Raw genomic sequence first — 16349 nt, 5'->3', positions numbered from 1 at the left:
CTGTGGGAGGGGCTGTCAGTGCCTCCCTGCCCGGCGGCCCGCGGCGTAGGGTCGGGGCCATGACCCACACCGACGACGTGCGGGAGTTCCTCACCTCCCGTCGCGCGAAGATCACCCCCGACCAGGCCGGACTGCCCGCGTACGGCGGCAACCGCCGCGTCGCGGGACTGCGCCGGGAGGAGGTCGCGATGCTCGCCGGAATGAGCGTCGACTACTACACCCGCATCGAGCGCGGGAACCTCTCCGGCGCCTCCGATAGCGTGCTCGAGGCGCTCGCCCGCGCCCTGCAGCTGAACGACGCCGAGACCGCGCACCTCTACGACCTCGCGCGCGCCGCCTCCGTCGCCCCGCGGGTGCGCCGCAAGCGCAGCCCGCAGACCGTCCGGCCCGGCCTGCAGCGCGTCATCGACGCGATCGAGTCCGCTCCCGCGTGGATCCGCAACGACCGCGGCGACGTGCTCGCCGCCAACCAGCTCGGCCGCGCCCTCTACGTCGACCTGCTGGCCGAGACCGTGCAGCCGCCCAACAACTCCCGCTTCACCTTCCTCAACCCGAAGGCGCGCGAGTTCTACGTCGACTGGGAGCAGGCGGCCGACGACATCGTCGCCATCCTGCGCTCGACCGCCGGCCGCAATCCGTTCGACAAAGACCTCACCGACCTGATCGGCGAGCTGAGCACCCGCAGCGATGAGTTCCGCATCCGCTGGGCCCGCCACGACGTGCACCACCACCGGACCGGGCGCAAACGCGTCCACCACCCCATCGTCGGCGACCTCGACCTCGCCTTCGAGGCGTTCGAGCTGCCCGGCGACCCCGGCCTGCGCGTCAACGTCTACACCGCCGACCCCGGCACCCCCTCCGAGGACGCGCTCAAGGTCCTCGCCAGCTGGGCGGCGACCCAGGAGCAGGCGACTCAGGAGCAGGCGGCGCAGCAGCCGGCGGCACCGCAGCCGGCTGCACCGGACCAGGCTGCGCAGGACACCGACCCGACCACCGTGGAGAAGCAATGACCGACCGTCCCACCACCGTCCTCATCGTCGGCGCCACCGGCAGCATCGGCACCCACGCCGTTGCCGAGGCCCTCCGCCAGGGCTATCGCGTGCGCGCCCTGGCCCGTGACGCCGGCCGTGCGCGCCGTCTGCCCGACGAGGTGGAGGTCGTGATCGGCGACCTGACGCAGCCCGCCACCCTGCCGCCCGCCGTGGAGGGCGTCGACGCCGTCGTCTTCGTCCACGGCTCCACCACCGACGAGCGCGACGTGCGCGCCATCGACTACGCCGGCGTCGCCAACATCCTCGACGCCCTCGGCGGCCGCCGCGTGCGCATCGCCCTGATGACCGCGATCGGCGTCACCCGCCCCGGCGCCCCCTACGCCCAGTGGAAGCTCCGCGGCGAGCGCCTCGTCCGCGCCAGCGGCAACGCGTACACGATCGTCCGGCCCGGGTGGTTCGACTACAACGACGACGACCAGCGCACCATCCACCTGCTCCAGGGCGACACCCGTCAGTCCGGCACGCCCCGCGACGGCGTGATCGCCCGCGACGAGATCGCCCGCGTGCTCATCGACGCCCTCCGCATCGACGCCGCCGACCACACCACCTTCGAGCTCGTCGCCGAGAAGGGCCAGGAGCAGGACGACCTCACCCCGCTCTTCGCCGCCCTGCAGCACGATGCACCCGGCTCCCTCGACGGAGCGGAGGACGCATCCGTCCTCCCCCTCGACCAGGAGCCGGAGGCGTTCCGCCGGGATCTGGAGGCGGTCAGGGGGCGGTAGGGGGCCGGCAAGGGGCCACGTCGTCGTCGCTCCGACGGCTGCTACGCTGACCTCAACACGTGACACGGGGTGCCCGCGAGGGCTGAGATCACACCCGTCGAACCTGATCTAGTTCGGACTAGCGAAGGGATGTCGCGCCATGTCGCGCACCATTGTCGAACCTCCACGCCTGCACGCGGCGCTCCGCGAGAGCACTCCGCTCGTGCAGTGCCTCACCAATGCGGTGGTCTCCAACTTCACCGCCAACGTCCTGCTCGCCGTCGGGGCGGCCCCGGCGATGGTCGACATCCCGGGCGAAGCCGGTCCGTTCGCCCGGGTCGCCGGGGCCGTGCTGATCAACCTCGGCACGCCGCGCGAGGAGCAGCGCATCGCGATGCGGGAGGCCGCGGGAGCCGCCTCCTCCACCGGCGCTCCCTGGGTGCTCGACCCGGTCGCGGTCGGGCTGCTGAGCGTGCGGACCGCCCTCGCCGACGAGCTGCTCGCGCTGCGGCCGACCGTGATCCGCGGCAACGCGAGCGAGATCCGGGCGCTCGCGGGTGCGGGGACCGGCGGTCGCGGTGTGGATGCCGTGGACGACGTGGAGTCGGCGGGCGAGGCCGCTGCCGCCCTCGCCCGGCGCACGGGAGGCGTCGTCGCGGTCTCCGGGGCCGTCGACCTCGTCACGGACGGCGCCTCGACGATCCGGGTGCCCGGAGGGGACGAGATCCTCACCCGTGTGACGGGAGGCGGATGCGCCCTCGGAGCGGTCGTCGGCGCGTTCGTCGCGGCGGGCCGTGCGCAGGGGACGGACGACATCGACGCGGTGGCCGCCGCCCACGCCGTGTACTCGGCTGCGGCCGAGCGGGCCGCCGCCGCTGCGAGCGGGCCCGGAACCTTCGCGGCCCGTTTCGTCGACGAGCTGGCGGAGGCGGGACGATGACCCCCGACCTCTCCGTCTATCTCGTGACGGACACCGACACCTGCCTGCGGGCCGGACGCACCGTGGTCGAGACGGTCGCCGCCGCGGTCGCCGGCGGCGCGACCACCGTGCAGCTGCGCGAGAAGGACTGCTCGCCGCGCGCGTTCCTGCAGCTCGTGACGGCGGTGTCGGCGGTCCTGCCGGAACACGTCGCCCTGTTCGTGAACGATCGCGTCGACGTGTACGCGGCGGCCCGGGCCCGCGGGGTGCGGGTCACCGGCATCCATGTCGGCCAGTCCGACCTCCCCGTGTCGACGGTGCGCGCCATCGCGGGGCCGGAGGCCGTGATCGGCCTGAGCGCGTCGACACCATCGCAGCTCGCGGCCGCCGCGGCCGACCCGGCCGGCGTCGCGTACGTCGGAATCGGCGCCCTGCATCCGACGGCGACGAAGAAGGACGCGCCGGAACCGCTCGGAATCGAGCGCTTCGCGGAGCTGTGCGCGCTGAGCCCCCTCCCCGCCGTGGCGATCGGCGGCGTGACCGCGGCGGACCTGCCACGACTCCGCACGGCCGGGGCAGCGGGAGCAGCCGTCGTCTCCGCGGTGTGCGCCGCGTCCGACCCGCGGGAGGCGGCCGCCGAGCTGGCGGCGGCGTGGGCGGGAGCGGACCGAGCGCCCCGTTCCGGCGGCGCCCGCGTGGACCGGACGCCGTTCTCGCCGCGTCCACCGCGCGTGCTCGCCATCGCGGGCACCGACCCGACCGGGGGCGCGGGCATCCAGGCCGATCTGAAGTCGATCGCGGCGAACGGCGGCTACGGGATGGCCGTCGTCACCGCCCTGGTCGCCCAGAACACGCGTGGCGTGCGGTCCGTCCACGTGCCGCCGGCATCCTTCCTCCGGGAGCAGCTGGATGCCGTGTCGGACGATGTGACGATCGACGCCGTCAAGATCGGCATGCTCGCCACAGCCGAGATCGCGGGTGTCGTCGACGAATGGCTCGGCCGCGTCCGCCCGCCGTTGACGGTCCTCGACCCGGTGATGGTCGCGACCAGCGGCGACCGGCTGCTGGAGCAGGACGCGGTCGACGCGGTGCGACGCCTGGCCCGCCGGGCGGATCTGATCACGCCGAACATCCCGGAGCTGGCCATCCTCGCGGGCGCTCCGATCGCCCGCGACTGGCCGGAGGCGCTCGCCCAGGCCGAACGCGTCTCCCGCGAACTGGGCGTCCGGGTGCTGGCGAAGGGCGGCCACCTGCGCGACGCCGACGCCCCGGACGCGCTGGTCGACGCCGTGGCCGCCGAACCCGGTCTCCCGGCCGTCCGGGAGTTCCGGACCGCCCGGGTGATGACCGCCAACACCCACGGGACCGGTTGCTCCCTCTCCTCCGCGCTGTCCACCCGGCTCGCGGGCGCCGACGACTGGGAGCAGCCGATCGCGGACGCGAAGGCGTGGCTGACCGAGAGCCTCGCCGCCGCGGACGGGCTGGAGGTCGGAGGCGGGGCCGGCCCCATCCATCACCTCGCGGGTCTGTGGAGTCGGGCGATGCCCGGTTCCGCGCCGCTGGCGCCGCCGCTGCCGGAATCGTGGTGGTCGGGCATCGCGGACGTGCGCGACCGCATCCGCTCCTCCCCGTTCGTCCGCGGGCTGATCGACGGGCGGCTCGAGCGGTCCGCCTACCGCTGGTACCTCGGGCAGGACGCGCTCTACCTGGCCGGGTACGCCGACCTGCTCGATCGCGCCTCCGCCTCCGCCCCGACGGCGGAGGAGTCGACCTTCTGGGCGGACGCGGCCCGCGCCTGCCGGGAGGAGGAGCTGCGCCTGCATCGCGACGAACTCGGGGACGAGGTGCACGCCCTCTCGCCCGTCACCGCCGCCTACCTCGGTCAGCTGCGGGCGGCCGCGTCGCACGCCGAGCACGCGGTGCTGATCGCCGCCGTGCTGCCCTGCTTCCGGATCTACGCGGACGTCGGGGCGGGGCGAACCCCTGCGACGACGGACCACCCGTACCGGGAGTGGCTGGAGGCGTACGCCGCCGAGGCGTTCCACGAGAGCACCCGTCGCGCGATCGACTACGTGACCTCGGCGTGGAACGCGGCGGACGCGACCACCCGCTCCCGCGCCTGGGACGCGTTCCGAGCGTCCGCGGAGCTCGAGGACGCGTTCTTCCGGGCACCGCTCGAGCGCGCACGCTGAGAGTTCTCGACGATTGATTCGTGCACTAAGTATTTTCGCTACCGTGGAGTCGTGAACGACCCGCGCATCGCCCTCGTCCGCCACGGTGAAACCGATTGGAACGCCAGGAATGTCTTCCAGGGCCGCGTCGATCGGCCGCTGAACGGGAACGGTCTGCGACAGGCCGACGGCGCCGCCGCGTTCCTGAGCCGATGGAGATGGGGCCGCGTCGTCAGCTCTCCCCTGACGCGCGCGCAGCAGACCGCTCGCGCGATCGGCGAACGGCTGAGCCTCCCGCCGGCCAGCGAGCCGTGGCCCGACCTCACCGAACGGGCCTTCGGTGCGGCCGAAGGGGTCGATCGGGATCGGGCGACGGCTCGCTGGCCGGACCAGGACTTCCCCGACTCGGAGCCGATCGGCGCGGTCGACGAGCGCGCCGTCCGCGCCTGGCACCGGCTCGAGTCGGCGGAGGCGGGGGTGATCGCGGTGACCCACGTCGTGATCGTCCGCACCATCGTCCGGTCCGTCACCGGCATCGACCCGGGCTTCGTGGGCAACGGCTCCGCGATCGTCCTGGAGCGCAGGCGGGGATCGTGGCAGCTGACGGCCGTCGTCGATCCGAGCAACGAGAACGCGCTCGGGCACGGACCCCGACGGCCGGCGACCCGGCCCGCAGGCCGCCGACCGGTCAGAAGTAGGTGATCCCGTGCGGCGTCCGCGGCGGGGTCAGCATCGCGCCCAGCAGGGCCGGCGCCGCCGGGTCGACGGCGCGGACGAGTCCCGCCGCCGCCAACGTCGCCGGTGACACCGAACCGATGAGCAGCGCACTGAGGTCGGCGACGTCGAGCTCCAGGTCCGCCGCGGCCGTGGCCGCGTCGACCCTCGTGACGGTGCCCCGCCTCGCCACGACGTCGAGCCGGTACGTGCCGGCGGCGAATCCGAGCGCGTCGGTCACGGCGAGGGTCACGGAACCGTCGACGGCGTACGGGCGGGAGGTCAGCACCGCCGGCACATCGAGGATCCGCAACCAGACGTGGTCCTCCTCGTGGTCGACCTCGTAGGCGCGATTGTCGCCGAGGGCCGCCACGATCGGGTCGTCCAGGCGCGACCGACCGTACTTCACGACGTGGTTCAAGTCGATCGAGAGCAGGAACTCCCACAGCGACAGGTAGGCCTCGTCGGTGGCGTAGACGAAATCGACGATCTCCAGCCGCCCCTCCGCATCGCTCACCGCCTTGACGCGCCAGGTCACGTAGCCGTCGACCTCGTCCGAGTCGTCGGGGCGGTGGACCGCGGCGCGGACGTCGTTCGCCGCGCCGCCGTCGCCGTTCCGGAGCCCGAACATCACCGGCCAGCTGGCGGCGTTCCGGACCATCGAACCGGGGGTGCGCGCGTTGAACCGGTCGAAGACGGCGCGGCCCGGCCCGTCGGCGAGCCACTCAGGGGTGACCACGGCGACCGTGCCCGATGTCGGGGCGAGGAACGGGAGGGCGCGGTCCCGGCGGACGCTGACGGCCCGCTCGCGGATGGCGCTGCCGAAACCGAACCGGCGGTAGATCGTGCCCTCCGACGCCGTCAGGGATGCGACGGCGTATCCCTCGGCGACGCCGCGCTCGAGCGCGTGGGTCATCATCCGGCGCAGGATCCCGCGTCGCCGTTCCGTCGCGCGAACGGTGACGGCGGCGATCGCCTGGGTGTCGATGGACGACCCGTCGCCCCAGCTCAGCGCCTTGCGAAGCCAGGCGAACGTGCCGACCGGCCAGGTCGCATCCACCGACCCCGGAAGCGGACGGCGGACGTACACGCCGAGGTAGGTCTCCCCGTCCGCGATGAAGTTCGAGACCATGCGCGCCGCCGTGACGTCGTCCGGCCGCGGCTCGTGAAAGCCGAACCCGACCGCCTGCATCCACGCCCCGGTGTCGGCGTCCGGTGCCCCGTCGTCGTCCGTGCCGGGCGCGAACTCGCGCAGCTCATACCGTTCGTCGAAAGCGTGCTTCTCCACTCCCTCACCCTAACGGCGGCCCAGCGGGAAACGCGTGGACAGCTCAGCCTCCCGGCTGGTCGGTCCGTGTCGAGGCGGACCAGTGCTGAAGTTCGCCCGCATCCCGGAACATCCGATCGAAGATGCGGTAAAGCGTCTCGGAGCGCTCCACCGGACCGACGGCGTAGCACGGCATGCCCAGGCCGTACGCGATCCCTGCCTCGATGTGCGCCGCCTGCCCGGCCGGGAGCACGAGCAGGAATCGTTCTGCGGCACGCAACGCCTGCAGATCCTGCTCGAAGACGTCGTGAACGGCCGCACTGCCGAGATCCGCCGCATCCGCCCCGCCCGGCGCCGCGAGGGCAGCCCCGGCCGCCGAATAGCCGGCACGCACGAAGCAGTACGTGCTCGAGCCGGCCGCATCGAGCGCAGCGAGCACCTCCTCGATCGCGTCACGATTGCGCCAGCTGCCGGCCACGAAGAAGTCACTCATCCGACGACCGTAGCCGCCGGGGCTGACGCGGAGACGGTCGTCGATACCGGCAGCGACGACGACCGCGCGGAGAACGGGGCCGCGACCTCCGCCGCTCTCACGCCCCCGAAACCCGCTCGCGCGCGGCAACCGGCGCCGGGTCGCGCACCGAGAGGTCCTGCGAATGCAGGTGGCCGCGGTGGACGACCGCCTGGTCGCCTCCGCTGCGCTTCGCGGCGTACATGGCCTGGTCCGCCAGGCGGATGAGGTAGTCGACCGGCTGGTCGGCGGCGGGGCCGTCGGTGATGGCGATGCCGACGCTCGCCGTGATCGTGAGCCCGGCGGGGATGCCCTCGATCGGCTCGGCGATGGCGGCTCGGGCGCGGTCGGCGAGCTCGAGGGCGTCGGAGGTGTCGGCGACCTGGAGGGCGACGACGAACTCGTCGCCGCCGTAGCGGGCGATCTCGTCCTCCGCGCGGAAGATCCGCGTCAAGCGCTCCGCCACGACACGGAGGACCTCGTCGCCGGCGGCATGGCCCAGCGAGTCGTTGACCGCCTTGAACCCGTCGAGGTCGACGAAGAGCACGGCGACCTGGCCGGTCTGCGCACGCTCCCTGCGCTGCAGGTTCTGGTCGAAGAGCCGCCGGTTCGACAGACCGGTGACGTCGTCGAGCATCGCGGCACGGCGCAAGCGCTGCTCCAGCCGCAACCGCACCAGGACCTGCCCGGCGAGCTCGGCCAGCGCCTCCGCCAGCGGCACGGCCTGGTCGTCGAACGTTCGCGGCTGGTCGAAGTAGCACGCGAAGGCGCCGAACGGAGTGCCGTCCTCGATGATCGGGGCGCCGATGACGGAGAACACTCCGGCTCGGCGGAAGATGTCGCTGAGTCCGATGTCGGGCGCGACCTGATCGGCGTCGTCGGGCGACTCGATCGTCACCACCCGTCCGAGCTCGACCGTCATCCCGGCCCGGGGTGGAGCGTCGGCGGGCCACACCGACGCAAGCAGGTTCTCCCCCGCGACGAGTTCGTAGCGGCCGGGCGCCCCGGTGTGCACGCTGCACGCGGTCGCGTTGAACGCGCGGCGCGCGGTCTCCGAGAGGAGCTCGCCGAGCTCGGGCTCGGAACGGGTCTTGGCGAAGGCGACGGAGGCGGAGAGCAGCAACTGCAGTCGGTCACTCTCGCGTCGGCCGAGGGCCTGCGTGCGCTCGCCGACGGCGGCCAGCTCGGGGTCGAAGGCGACGATCGTGCGACCGCCCGAGATGCGCACCGCACGGATCACCACCGAGCTCCGCGTGCCCTGGTACCCGTGGGCGGTGGTGCCGAGCCGGATCCCCCCGGGGTTGCCCGTCGCCAGAGCGGCGGAGAGCTCGTCGTCGTCGACGCCGAGGACGGTCGCGAGCGGCAGGCCGACCAGCTCCCCGGCGGGTCGCGCGGCCCACACCTCCAGCGCCAGATTGGCGTCCAGCACGACGTGGTCCCTGTCGATCAGGGCTCGCGGGAAGGGCTGCATGCGCGCCACCTCACCGAAGTCGGTGTCGGTCAACGGCATCGCTGCTCCGGGCTCATGAGTCGAGCGTGCCGGTCCGCTCTGCAATCGTCAAGTTCGTGCGCCGTTCCCGTGTCCACGACCTCAGAATCGCGGACCCGTCGGCGGCGGGGACGGCCACGGTCGTAGCGGCCGCCCCCGGAGGTGAACGGCCGAGCGCACGAGCGTACGGTGCGGTCATGGCGGAGTCGACGACGACGCACACCCTGCTGGTCCCGGGCTTCGGGCTCGTGACGTGCACCACCCTGGCCCTGCGGACCACGACCGGGGAGCTGGCGTACCGGACCCTGGTCACCGCGGTCGACGAGTTCGATCGCCCGGTCGACCTGCGCGTGCGCGCCCGCGCCGAGCGCATCCTCGGGCTCTCGCGATAGGCGGCCACCGCGCGCGACCGGCACGCCGGGAAGTATCGTCGCAGCATGAGCTCCGCTACGACCTCCCCGACCCGCACCCCCTTCGACCTGACCGGCTCGCGCGCCCTCGTCACGGCGGCGAGCCGCGGCCTGGGCCGGGAGATCGCGCTCGAGCTCGCCGGGCAGGGGGCGGATGTCGTGATCGGCGTGCGGGATCCCGACGGCTCCGCCGGGCTGGTCGACGAGCTCGCCGCCTTCGGCGTCCGTGCGGCGGCGATCCGGATGGACGTGCTCGACCTCGCCGCGAGCCGCGCCGCCATCGATGCGGCCACCGCGGAGGCCGGTCCGTTCGACATCCTGGTCAACAACGCCGGCGGCGGCGTCGATGCGCCCGCGCTCGAGGTCACGGAGGAGGACTTCGACCGGGTCTGGCAGCTCAACACCCGCTCGACGTTCTTCCTCTCCCAGCACGTGGCGAAGAGCATGCTGGCGAACGGCGGCGGGTCGATCGTCAACGTCGCCTCGCAGGCCGGGCTGATCGCGCTTCCGGGCGAAGCGTCCTACTGCGCCGCCAAGGCCGCCGTCGTGCATCTCACCCGCTGCCTGGCGGTCGAGTGGGGCGAGTACGGCATCCGCGTCAACGCTGTCGCACCGACCTTCATCGAGACGGACGGGACGGCCGCCGCCCTCTCCGACGACGCCTTCCGCGCCGACACCATCGACCGGATCGCCGCCCTCCACCGCATCGGGGTGCCCGCCGAGGTGTCTGGTGCGGTCGCGTTCCTGGCCTCGCCGGCGGCCTCCCTCGTCACCGGGCAGACCCTCGCGATCGATGGAGGCTGGACGGCGCGCTGACCGCGCACGACCGGGGCGTCGCTCCGCTCCGTCGCTCCGTGCTCCGTCGTCACGGACGGTACTCGGGCGGTGGCGGCTCGTAGCCCTTCCTGGCCTGCGGGTCGCCGGCGCCGCGGGCATCGCCGAGCGAGCTGCCCACGATCATGAGCGCTCCGACGATGCGGCTGATCACGGCTCCGATCGCCCGTCCGATGCGGACGAGGGGCGAACGCCGTCGCACCTGTTCCATGGGATCCTCCCGATCCTGAGCGTGCCCTCAGGCTAGCGCGGAGCCGCGCGGCTGTCGCGTGCCGACGGACGGCTCCCGGTGCGGCCGGCGGCGGATCGTGGTACATCTACGGGAGGACCACAGATCGGATACGCCGTGCCCAGAGAGACCCGCCGGTTCGCCGAGCGCGATGCCGAACCCGAGCAGAACCCCTTCATCGTCGACCTCGAGCGGGTGCAGTTCTCGCCCTACTTCTCGCGGCTGTCGGCCGTCACGCAGGTGGTGTCGCCGTCGACGGCCGGGGCACCGGTGCACAACCGGCTCACCCACACGCTGAAGGTCGCGTCGGTCGCGCGCTCCATCGCCGACGGCATCGGGACGAGCGCCGCCGGGCCGTGCGACCCGACCGTGGTGGAGGCGGCCGCGAACGCCCACGATCTCGGGCATCCACCGTTCGGGCACCTCGGCGAGTCCGTGCTGAACCGCATCGCGCGCGACGAGCTCGGGCTGACGGACGGCTTCGAGGGCAACGCGCAGACCTACCGGATCATCGCCTCCCTCGACGTGGTGGAGCACGCCCCGAGCGGACTCGACCTCACCGCCGCCACGCGCGCCGCCATCGCGAAGTACCCGTGGTCGCCGCGGGTGGATGCGCGCGAGCTGCACCACGCCGACGGGGTGCCGCGCGGCATCCACCGGGCCGGCGCCGACTACGACGTGTTCAAGTACTCCACCTACTTCGTCGACGAGGCCGACCTCGACGAGGCGCGGCGGGAGGTGGAGGCGCGGCCGCTGCGGCAGACGGTCGAGGGCGCCGTCATGGACATCGCCGACGACATCGCCTACTCGGTGCACGACATCGACGACTTCTACCGGGCCGGGATCCTCGACCACGCGTCGGTCACCGCCGAGTTCCACGGCTGGCTCGACGCCGTGCCGACCTGGGCGATCGCCGACGCCCGCGACCTCGCCGCGAGCACCGCGCCCGGCGCCGCCCTGGAGCGTCTGCGCCGCAAGATCGACCGCGACGACCCGTGGATCGCGACCGACGACGCCTTCTACGACGCGGTCTGGGCGGTCAACGCCGAACTCGTCGACGCCCTCCTCATCCGCCCCTTCGACGGCTCGCTCGGGCTGGAACGCGAGCTGGCCGCCTTCACCGGCCGCTGGATCCGCGGATTCGTGGACTCGGTGGGCATCACCCAGGTGGAGTCGCTCCGCACCGGCCCGATCAGCCTCGGCACCGCCGCCTGGCACCGGGTCGAGATCCTCAAGTTCCTGCACCGGCAGTTCGTGCTCAGCCGCCCGGACCTCGCCATCCAGCAGCGCGGGCTCAGCACCGTCATCTCCCGCACCGTCCGCGCCCTGATCGAGTGGATGGAGGACGAGCACGACCGGCAGCGGGTGCCGCGCCGCCTCCGCGAGCTGATCGAGCTCGCCCACGAGGACTACGCCGCCATGGACCAGGCGCGCTACCGCGCGATCGCCGCCTGGCGCCCCGTCGACGACCTCGCCCGCGGCCGCGGCGTGATCGACTACGTCGCCTCGCTCTCCGACGCCCAGGCGGCCGACCTCTCGGATGCGCTGTCGGGCCGCGGCGACCGGATCTGGTCGCTCGGGCACCGGGTCTAGCGGGTCCCCCGCTGCGGTCGCGCCGGCCGGCGGAGGCGTCCGCCACCGGGCGGGTTCGTCAGCGAGATGACGCCCGTCCCGTGCGGGCCGCGGTTGAAGACCACCCAGCGCTCGCCCAGGGTCGTCTCGAACACCCACTGCCGGTCCGACCGGGGGTCGCGCGTCCACGCCCGCACGAGATCGTCGGCGGAGCCGCCCGTCGCCGACGTCCACGCGGCGAGGAGCTCGGGTGGCACGCCGGCGACGATGTCGGCCGCACCGGTCAGGACGCGGGTCTCGCCACGCGGGCCGCCTTGCTGGCGCGTGCGGGCGGGGGTGCCGGGTGCTGGATGCGCCGGGGCGGGAGGTGCGGGCGTCGCTGGTGTCGCGGGCGTCGGAGTCGCGGGTTCGGGAGCAGAGGGCTCGGGAGCATGCGGAGCCTCTGTCGCCGACGGCTCGTCCTCACCGTCGCCCTCCTCCGCACCGTCTCCGGCATCCTCGCCCCCGTCGTCCGGCGACGCCAGCGCGGTGGCGAGCTGCTCGTGCAGGTCGGCGATCTGCTCCAGCACGGTGTCGGTGTCGCGCGCGGTGAGCAGGTAGATCATCACCGCGAAGAAGAGGGCCCACAGCGTCGCCACCAGCCCGACGACGGACGACGGACTCCCGTCGCCGCCGATCAGCACGACGACGATCGTCACGACGACCCCGGCGAGGAACGTCACGACCGTGACCCGCCCGGGGAACTTCGCGAGGTGGTCCAGCACCCAGTGATACAGCCGCGAGTATCGGGTGGGCGGGCCGTCGGTGACGACGATCTCGCCGTCGGAGGGGGCGCTCATGGTCAGGACGCTACTCCCGCTCTCGCCGTGGCGAGCTCGCGCGACACGCCCGGGATGCAGCGGGGCGGAACCTCTGCCGCCATCCGGACATTCCCCTATGAGAGCGAAACGTTCAGGGGGACGCCGATCTCACCCGCGACGCCCGCACCGGGGGGGGGTCGGGCCGGAAGGCCCGGGCATCGCCGAGTGGCTGCGGGCCGATCCGGGGGATCGGCCCGCAGCACCGTCGTCAGATCCAGTTCTTGCGCTTGAAGACGGTGTAGAGGCCGAAGCCCATGACGAGCATCAGCAGGATGGCGAACGGGTAGCCGAGCGCCCAGTGCAGCTCGGGCATGATGCGGAAGTTCATGCCGTAGACCGAGGCGACCAGGGTGGGCGTGAACAGGATGGCCGCCCAGCCGGAGACCTTCTTGACCTCGTCGTTCTGCGCCTGGCCGACGAGGGTGGTGTGGACGGTGAGGGCGTTCTGCAGGATCTGCCGGAACCCGTCGGCGCGCTCGATGACGCGGATGGCGTGGTCCTGCACATCCCGGATCCCGTCGAGGAGAACGTCGTCCACCCCGCGCGCGGCGAGGGTCTCGCGCAGCGACTGCAGCACATCCCGGAGCGGGTTGACGGCCCGCTGGAACATCATCACCTCGGTGGAGAGCTCGTAGATGCGGCGGGAGACGCCGCGGTCGCCGTTGAAGAGCTGGTCCTCGATCTCGTCGATGTCGTTCTCGAGGCCGGCCATGACCGGGCCGTACTCGTCGACGACCTGGTCGAGGATGCCGTAGAGGGCGGACATCGGCCCGTGCTCCAGCAGCTCGGGCTCTGCCTCCAGCCGGCGGCGGACGGATCCCAGATCGGGGGAGTCGAAGTGGCGGACGGTGATCAGGAAGTCGGAGCCGAGGAACACGTGGACCTCGCCGAACTCCACCTTCTCGGTCTCGTCCACGTAGTTCGCGGGGCGCAGCACGACGAAGGTGGTGCTGCTGTACTTCTCGATCTTGGCGCGCTGGTGTCCCGCGAGGGCGTCCTCCACGGCGAGCGCCGGAAGGCCGAACTCGGTGGCGACGGCGCCGAGCTCCTGCTCGGTGGGCCGGTAGAGGCCGATCCAGGCGAATCCTCCGCGGTCGCGGACGGTCTCGCAGGTGTCCTCCAGCGACACCGTGGGGGTGCGTTCACCGTTCACGTACACGGCGTTGTCGACGATCATGTGCCTCCTCCCCTGCACCTTACGCCGCGAATCGGGCGGTCTGCTGCGGATCGAGTGCACGCTGCGGCCGCGGTATGAGAGTGTGCTCGGGTGGGTTCTTCGCAGTCGTTGAGCGACCGGGATCGACGCGTCGTCGCGGTCTGGGCGGCGGACTGCGCCGAGCGGGTTCTGAGGCTGTTCGAGGCGGAAGCGCCGGACGACGACCGTCCCCGCGACGCGATCGCGCGCACCCGCGCCTTCGCCCGCGGCGAGCTCGACGCCGCCGGGGAGATCCGTCGCCGCTTCGTCGCCGGCCGCGCGGCGGGAGCCGTGACCGGACCGGCCGCGATCGCCGCCGCCCGCGCCGCCGCCCAAGCCGCGGGTGTGGCCCACATGGGAGCGCACGCGCTCGGAGCCGCCGCCTACGCAGCCAAGGCCGCAGGACTCGCCGCCCCCGATCGGCCCGACGCGATGGACGAGGAGATCCGCTGGCAGCTCGACCACCTGAGCCCGGAGGCGCGGGCGGCGCTGGCGCAGCTGCCCGCGCTCGGCGAGGACCCCGCGGGTCCGCTCGGCTCCGGCCTCCTCGCGCGGGGAGTGCTGGGATCGGTCATCCGGCGGTTGCAGGCAGGCATCCACACCCCGCCCCACAAGGGACGGCGGCCGGAACGTGATGTGAGTTAAGTGAGTTATGGCGTTTATGGCGGTTTTGTCGGTTATGCTGGTGTCTCACGATGGACCTGTTGGAGGCCCCGATGACTCTCTTGAGCCCGCACGCGACGAAGGCAGTCGTGGATGCATCGGAGTTGAGCGCGCTGAAGTCAGCCGCGGCCCGAGTGGGAGACTCCGTCACGTCTCCCCGGATCCTGGTCGGCGACGAGGTCATCACCCTTCCGAGCGATGTCGCTGACGCCGTTCAGGACCTGCTGGCACGTTTCGCGAACGGCGACAGCGTCGTCATCGGCTCCGCGCGCACTCTGCTGACGACCTCCCAGGTCGCAGACCTTCTCGGGGTATCGCGGTCGTTCGTGGTCCACCTGATCGACGACGGGCAGCTCGCCTACGAGTTCCGCGGAACGCATCGCCGGGTGTCTCTGACCGAGACCGTCCGGTACCTCGAGGAGTCCAAGCGGGAGCGTCGCGCCACGCTCGATGCGATCGCCGAGGTCACGGCCCAGACCGGCGGCTACGACGGCGACCCGTTCTGACGTGCCGTTTCGAGTCTTCGTCGACGCCAACGTCCTCGTTCCAGGGCGTTGGCGCGACATCGTCTTGACCCTCGCCGCGGCCGACCTGTTCGAGATCCTCTGGAGCCCTCTTGTGCTGGAGGAAGCCGATCGGCACCTTCCCGCCAGTATGGACGCAGGGGCCCGAGCCGGCTTGTTCACGGCCATGAACGACGCCTTCCCTGAGGCGCTGGTGGAATGGCCGGGCGAGGTCGATATCCATGTACGCCTGGATGTCAACGAGAAGGACCGTCATGTGGTTGCCGCGGCGCTCTGGGGCCACGCCGATGTCTTGTTGACCGAGGACGAGAACCTTCACAACGAGGTCAACCGGAGCCGCCTCGTCGACGCACAACGCATGCCGGTGTTTCTCACGTACGCGATCGATGTCTCTCCGGCTGAAGCCGTCGCCGCCCTCGTCGACATGGCCCGTCGGCGCTGGTTGAGAGACCCGAACGCCACGGACAGCGAGGTGCTGGAGCGTCTTCGCGACTACTTCGGCCGTCACGGCTGGCCGACCGGTGTCCTCGGCCCCTGATCCAGGGCGTCAGACGGTGACGCGCGCCGGCTCCCGCCGCTCGGCGAACACGCGCGCGGCGGCGAGGTTCCACAGCCCGGCGAAGAGCAGCACGCCCGCGACGCCGTTGAGCACACCGCCGACGACGTCGGTCGGGAAGTGGACGCCGAGGTAGAGGCGCGACCAGGCGACCACCACCACGAAGACGACGCCGAGCACGACGACGACCGCGCGCGCCACGGGGCCGCGGCAGACCATCACCAGGGCGGTCACCAGTGCGGTCGCGAAGACGACGTGGCCGCTCGGGTAGCTCAGGGTCGCGGGGCTCACGTGCAGGGTGTGCACGAGGCCGCCGGTGGTCGGGCGCGGCTGGGCGACGATCGTCTTGACGACGAGGGTGGTGATCCAGCCGAGACCGGTGACGGCGCAGGCGCCGAGGGCCGCTTTCCAGCCGCGGACGAAGAGCAGCACGACGAACACGACGACGAGGATCCCGGCCACGACGACCGGCCGGTCGAGCTCGTCGAGCACCAGCGCGACCCCGTCGGCGAACGGCGAGTGCGCCCGGTTGATCCCGTCGTCGAGGCCGGCGAGTCGCAGCGCCGGGACGGCCTTGGCCGCGAAGCCGAGCACGAACGTCAGGGCGAAGAGCGCGACGGTCCAGACGATCCAATGGCGGGGGATGCGCAGGAGGGCGGAGTTCACGTCAGAGGGTCCCTTC

General features: G+C 72.4%; 18 protein-coding genes and 1 riboswitch. Of the genes, 11 read left to right on the top strand and 7 right to left on the bottom strand.

Going from position 1 to position 16349, the window contains the following annotated elements:
- Nucleotides 1–59 precede the first annotated feature (59 nt).
- The 5 genes from BGO91_RS16570 to BGO91_RS16550 all read left to right on the top strand — a co-directional run bounded on the left by BGO91_RS16570 (nt 60) and on the right by BGO91_RS16550 (nt 5545).
- Nucleotides 60–1010: a helix-turn-helix transcriptional regulator gene (locus tag BGO91_RS16570; protein ID WP_290473835.1), complete on the top strand. Its 951-nt coding sequence runs from the start codon at nt 60–62 to the stop codon at nt 1008–1010.
- Nucleotides 1007–1774, top strand: a complete 768-nt coding sequence (locus BGO91_RS16565; RefSeq protein ID WP_290473834.1) for an SDR family oxidoreductase — start codon at nt 1007–1009, stop codon at nt 1772–1774. The genes BGO91_RS16570 and BGO91_RS16565 overlap by 4 nt, the downstream gene beginning before the upstream one ends.
- 55 nt (nt 1775–1829) lie before the next feature.
- Nucleotides 1830–1921: riboswitch (TPP riboswitch) on the top strand.
- Nucleotides 1914–2693, top strand: a complete 780-nt coding sequence (gene thiM / locus BGO91_RS16560) for a hydroxyethylthiazole kinase (protein ID WP_290473833.1) — start codon at nt 1914–1916, stop codon at nt 2691–2693. (Overlaps the previous riboswitch by 8 nt.)
- Nucleotides 2690–4864, top strand: a complete 2175-nt coding sequence (locus BGO91_RS16555) for a bifunctional hydroxymethylpyrimidine kinase/phosphomethylpyrimidine kinase (protein ID WP_290473832.1) — start codon at nt 2690–2692, stop codon at nt 4862–4864. Before thiM ends, BGO91_RS16555 begins: the two co-directional genes overlap by 4 nt.
- Nucleotides 4865–4915: 51 nt before the next feature.
- On the top strand, nt 4916–5545 hold the full coding sequence (locus BGO91_RS16550; RefSeq protein WP_290473831.1) for a histidine phosphatase family protein: 630 nt from the start codon (nt 4916–4918) through the stop codon (nt 5543–5545).
- On the opposite strand, the gene BGO91_RS16545 is transcribed toward BGO91_RS16550, so the two are convergent.
- From BGO91_RS16545 to BGO91_RS16535, 3 genes are all read right to left on the bottom strand, one after another.
- Nucleotides 5532–6845: a GNAT family N-acetyltransferase gene (locus BGO91_RS16545; RefSeq protein WP_290473830.1), complete on the bottom strand. Its 1314-nt coding sequence runs from the start codon at nt 6843–6845 to the stop codon at nt 5532–5534. The two genes, BGO91_RS16550 and BGO91_RS16545, sit on opposite strands and share 14 nt — an antisense overlap.
- A gap of 43 nt (nt 6846–6888) precedes the next feature.
- Complete coding sequence (locus BGO91_RS16540; protein ID WP_290473829.1) at nt 6889–7317, bottom strand: hypothetical protein; 429 nt, start codon at nt 7315–7317, stop codon at nt 6889–6891.
- Between the two features lie 97 nt (nt 7318–7414).
- Nucleotides 7415–8839: a sensor domain-containing diguanylate cyclase gene (locus BGO91_RS16535; RefSeq protein WP_290473828.1), complete on the bottom strand. Its 1425-nt coding sequence runs from the start codon at nt 8837–8839 to the stop codon at nt 7415–7417.
- Between the two features lie 182 nt (nt 8840–9021).
- On the opposite strand from BGO91_RS16535, the gene BGO91_RS16530 reads away from it, so the two are divergent.
- Both BGO91_RS16530 and BGO91_RS16525 read left to right on the top strand, forming a co-directional pair.
- Nucleotides 9022–9216, top strand: a complete 195-nt coding sequence (locus BGO91_RS16530) for a hypothetical protein (protein WP_290473827.1) — start codon at nt 9022–9024, stop codon at nt 9214–9216.
- A 45-nt stretch (nt 9217–9261) separates the two neighbouring features.
- On the top strand, nt 9262–10050 hold the full coding sequence (locus BGO91_RS16525; RefSeq protein ID WP_290473826.1) for a glucose 1-dehydrogenase: 789 nt from the start codon (nt 9262–9264) through the stop codon (nt 10048–10050).
- 49 nt (nt 10051–10099) lie between these two features.
- On the opposite strand, the gene BGO91_RS16520 is transcribed toward BGO91_RS16525, so the two are convergent.
- Nucleotides 10100–10279 carry a hypothetical protein gene (locus BGO91_RS16520; protein ID WP_290473825.1) on the bottom strand — a complete coding sequence of 60 codons (180 nt, stop codon included), beginning with the start codon at nt 10277–10279 and terminating at the stop codon, nt 10100–10102.
- 135 nt (nt 10280–10414) lie between these two features.
- Between BGO91_RS16520 and dgt the strand changes: the two genes are divergently transcribed.
- Nucleotides 10415–11890, top strand: a complete 1476-nt coding sequence (dgt, locus tag BGO91_RS16515; RefSeq protein ID WP_290473824.1) for a dGTP triphosphohydrolase — start codon at nt 10415–10417, stop codon at nt 11888–11890.
- Here dgt and BGO91_RS16510 read toward each other — a convergent pair.
- Nucleotides 11887–12708, bottom strand: a complete 822-nt coding sequence (locus BGO91_RS16510) for a hypothetical protein (RefSeq protein ID WP_290473823.1) — start codon at nt 12706–12708, stop codon at nt 11887–11889. The two genes, dgt and BGO91_RS16510, sit on opposite strands and share 4 nt — an antisense overlap.
- A gap of 229 nt (nt 12709–12937) precedes the next feature.
- Nucleotides 12938–13906, bottom strand: coding sequence for a magnesium/cobalt transporter CorA (corA, locus tag BGO91_RS16505; protein WP_290473822.1), 969 nt, complete (start codon nt 13904–13906; stop codon nt 12938–12940).
- A gap of 90 nt (nt 13907–13996) precedes the next feature.
- Here corA and BGO91_RS16500 point away from each other — a divergent pair, with 90 nt between their 5' ends.
- From BGO91_RS16500 to BGO91_RS16490, 3 genes are all read left to right on the top strand, one after another.
- Nucleotides 13997–14569: a putative immunity protein gene (locus BGO91_RS16500; protein WP_290473821.1), complete on the top strand. Its 573-nt coding sequence runs from the start codon at nt 13997–13999 to the stop codon at nt 14567–14569.
- A gap of 71 nt (nt 14570–14640) precedes the next feature.
- Entirely contained in the window at nt 14641–15093 is a 453-nt protein-coding gene (locus tag BGO91_RS16495; protein WP_290473820.1) for a helix-turn-helix domain-containing protein, read from the top strand.
- Between the two features lies 1 nt (nt 15094).
- Complete coding sequence (locus BGO91_RS16490; protein ID WP_290473819.1) at nt 15095–15649, top strand: PIN domain-containing protein; 555 nt, start codon at nt 15095–15097, stop codon at nt 15647–15649.
- A gap of 9 nt (nt 15650–15658) precedes the next feature.
- Here BGO91_RS16490 and BGO91_RS16485 read toward each other — a convergent pair whose 3' ends face one another.
- Nucleotides 15659–16333, bottom strand: a complete 675-nt coding sequence (locus tag BGO91_RS16485) for a phosphatase PAP2 family protein (RefSeq protein WP_290473818.1) — start codon at nt 16331–16333, stop codon at nt 15659–15661.
- Between the last annotated feature and the right edge of the window lie 16 nt (nt 16334–16349).

It is taken from the genome of Leifsonia sp. 71-9, assembly GCF_001898805.1.
In the GTDB taxonomy this organism is placed as follows: Bacteria; Actinomycetota; Actinomycetes; order Actinomycetales; family Microbacteriaceae; genus Leifsonia.
The sequence above is the reverse complement of the archived record's forward strand: the minus strand, read 5'-3'. Positions and strand labels throughout refer to the sequence as shown.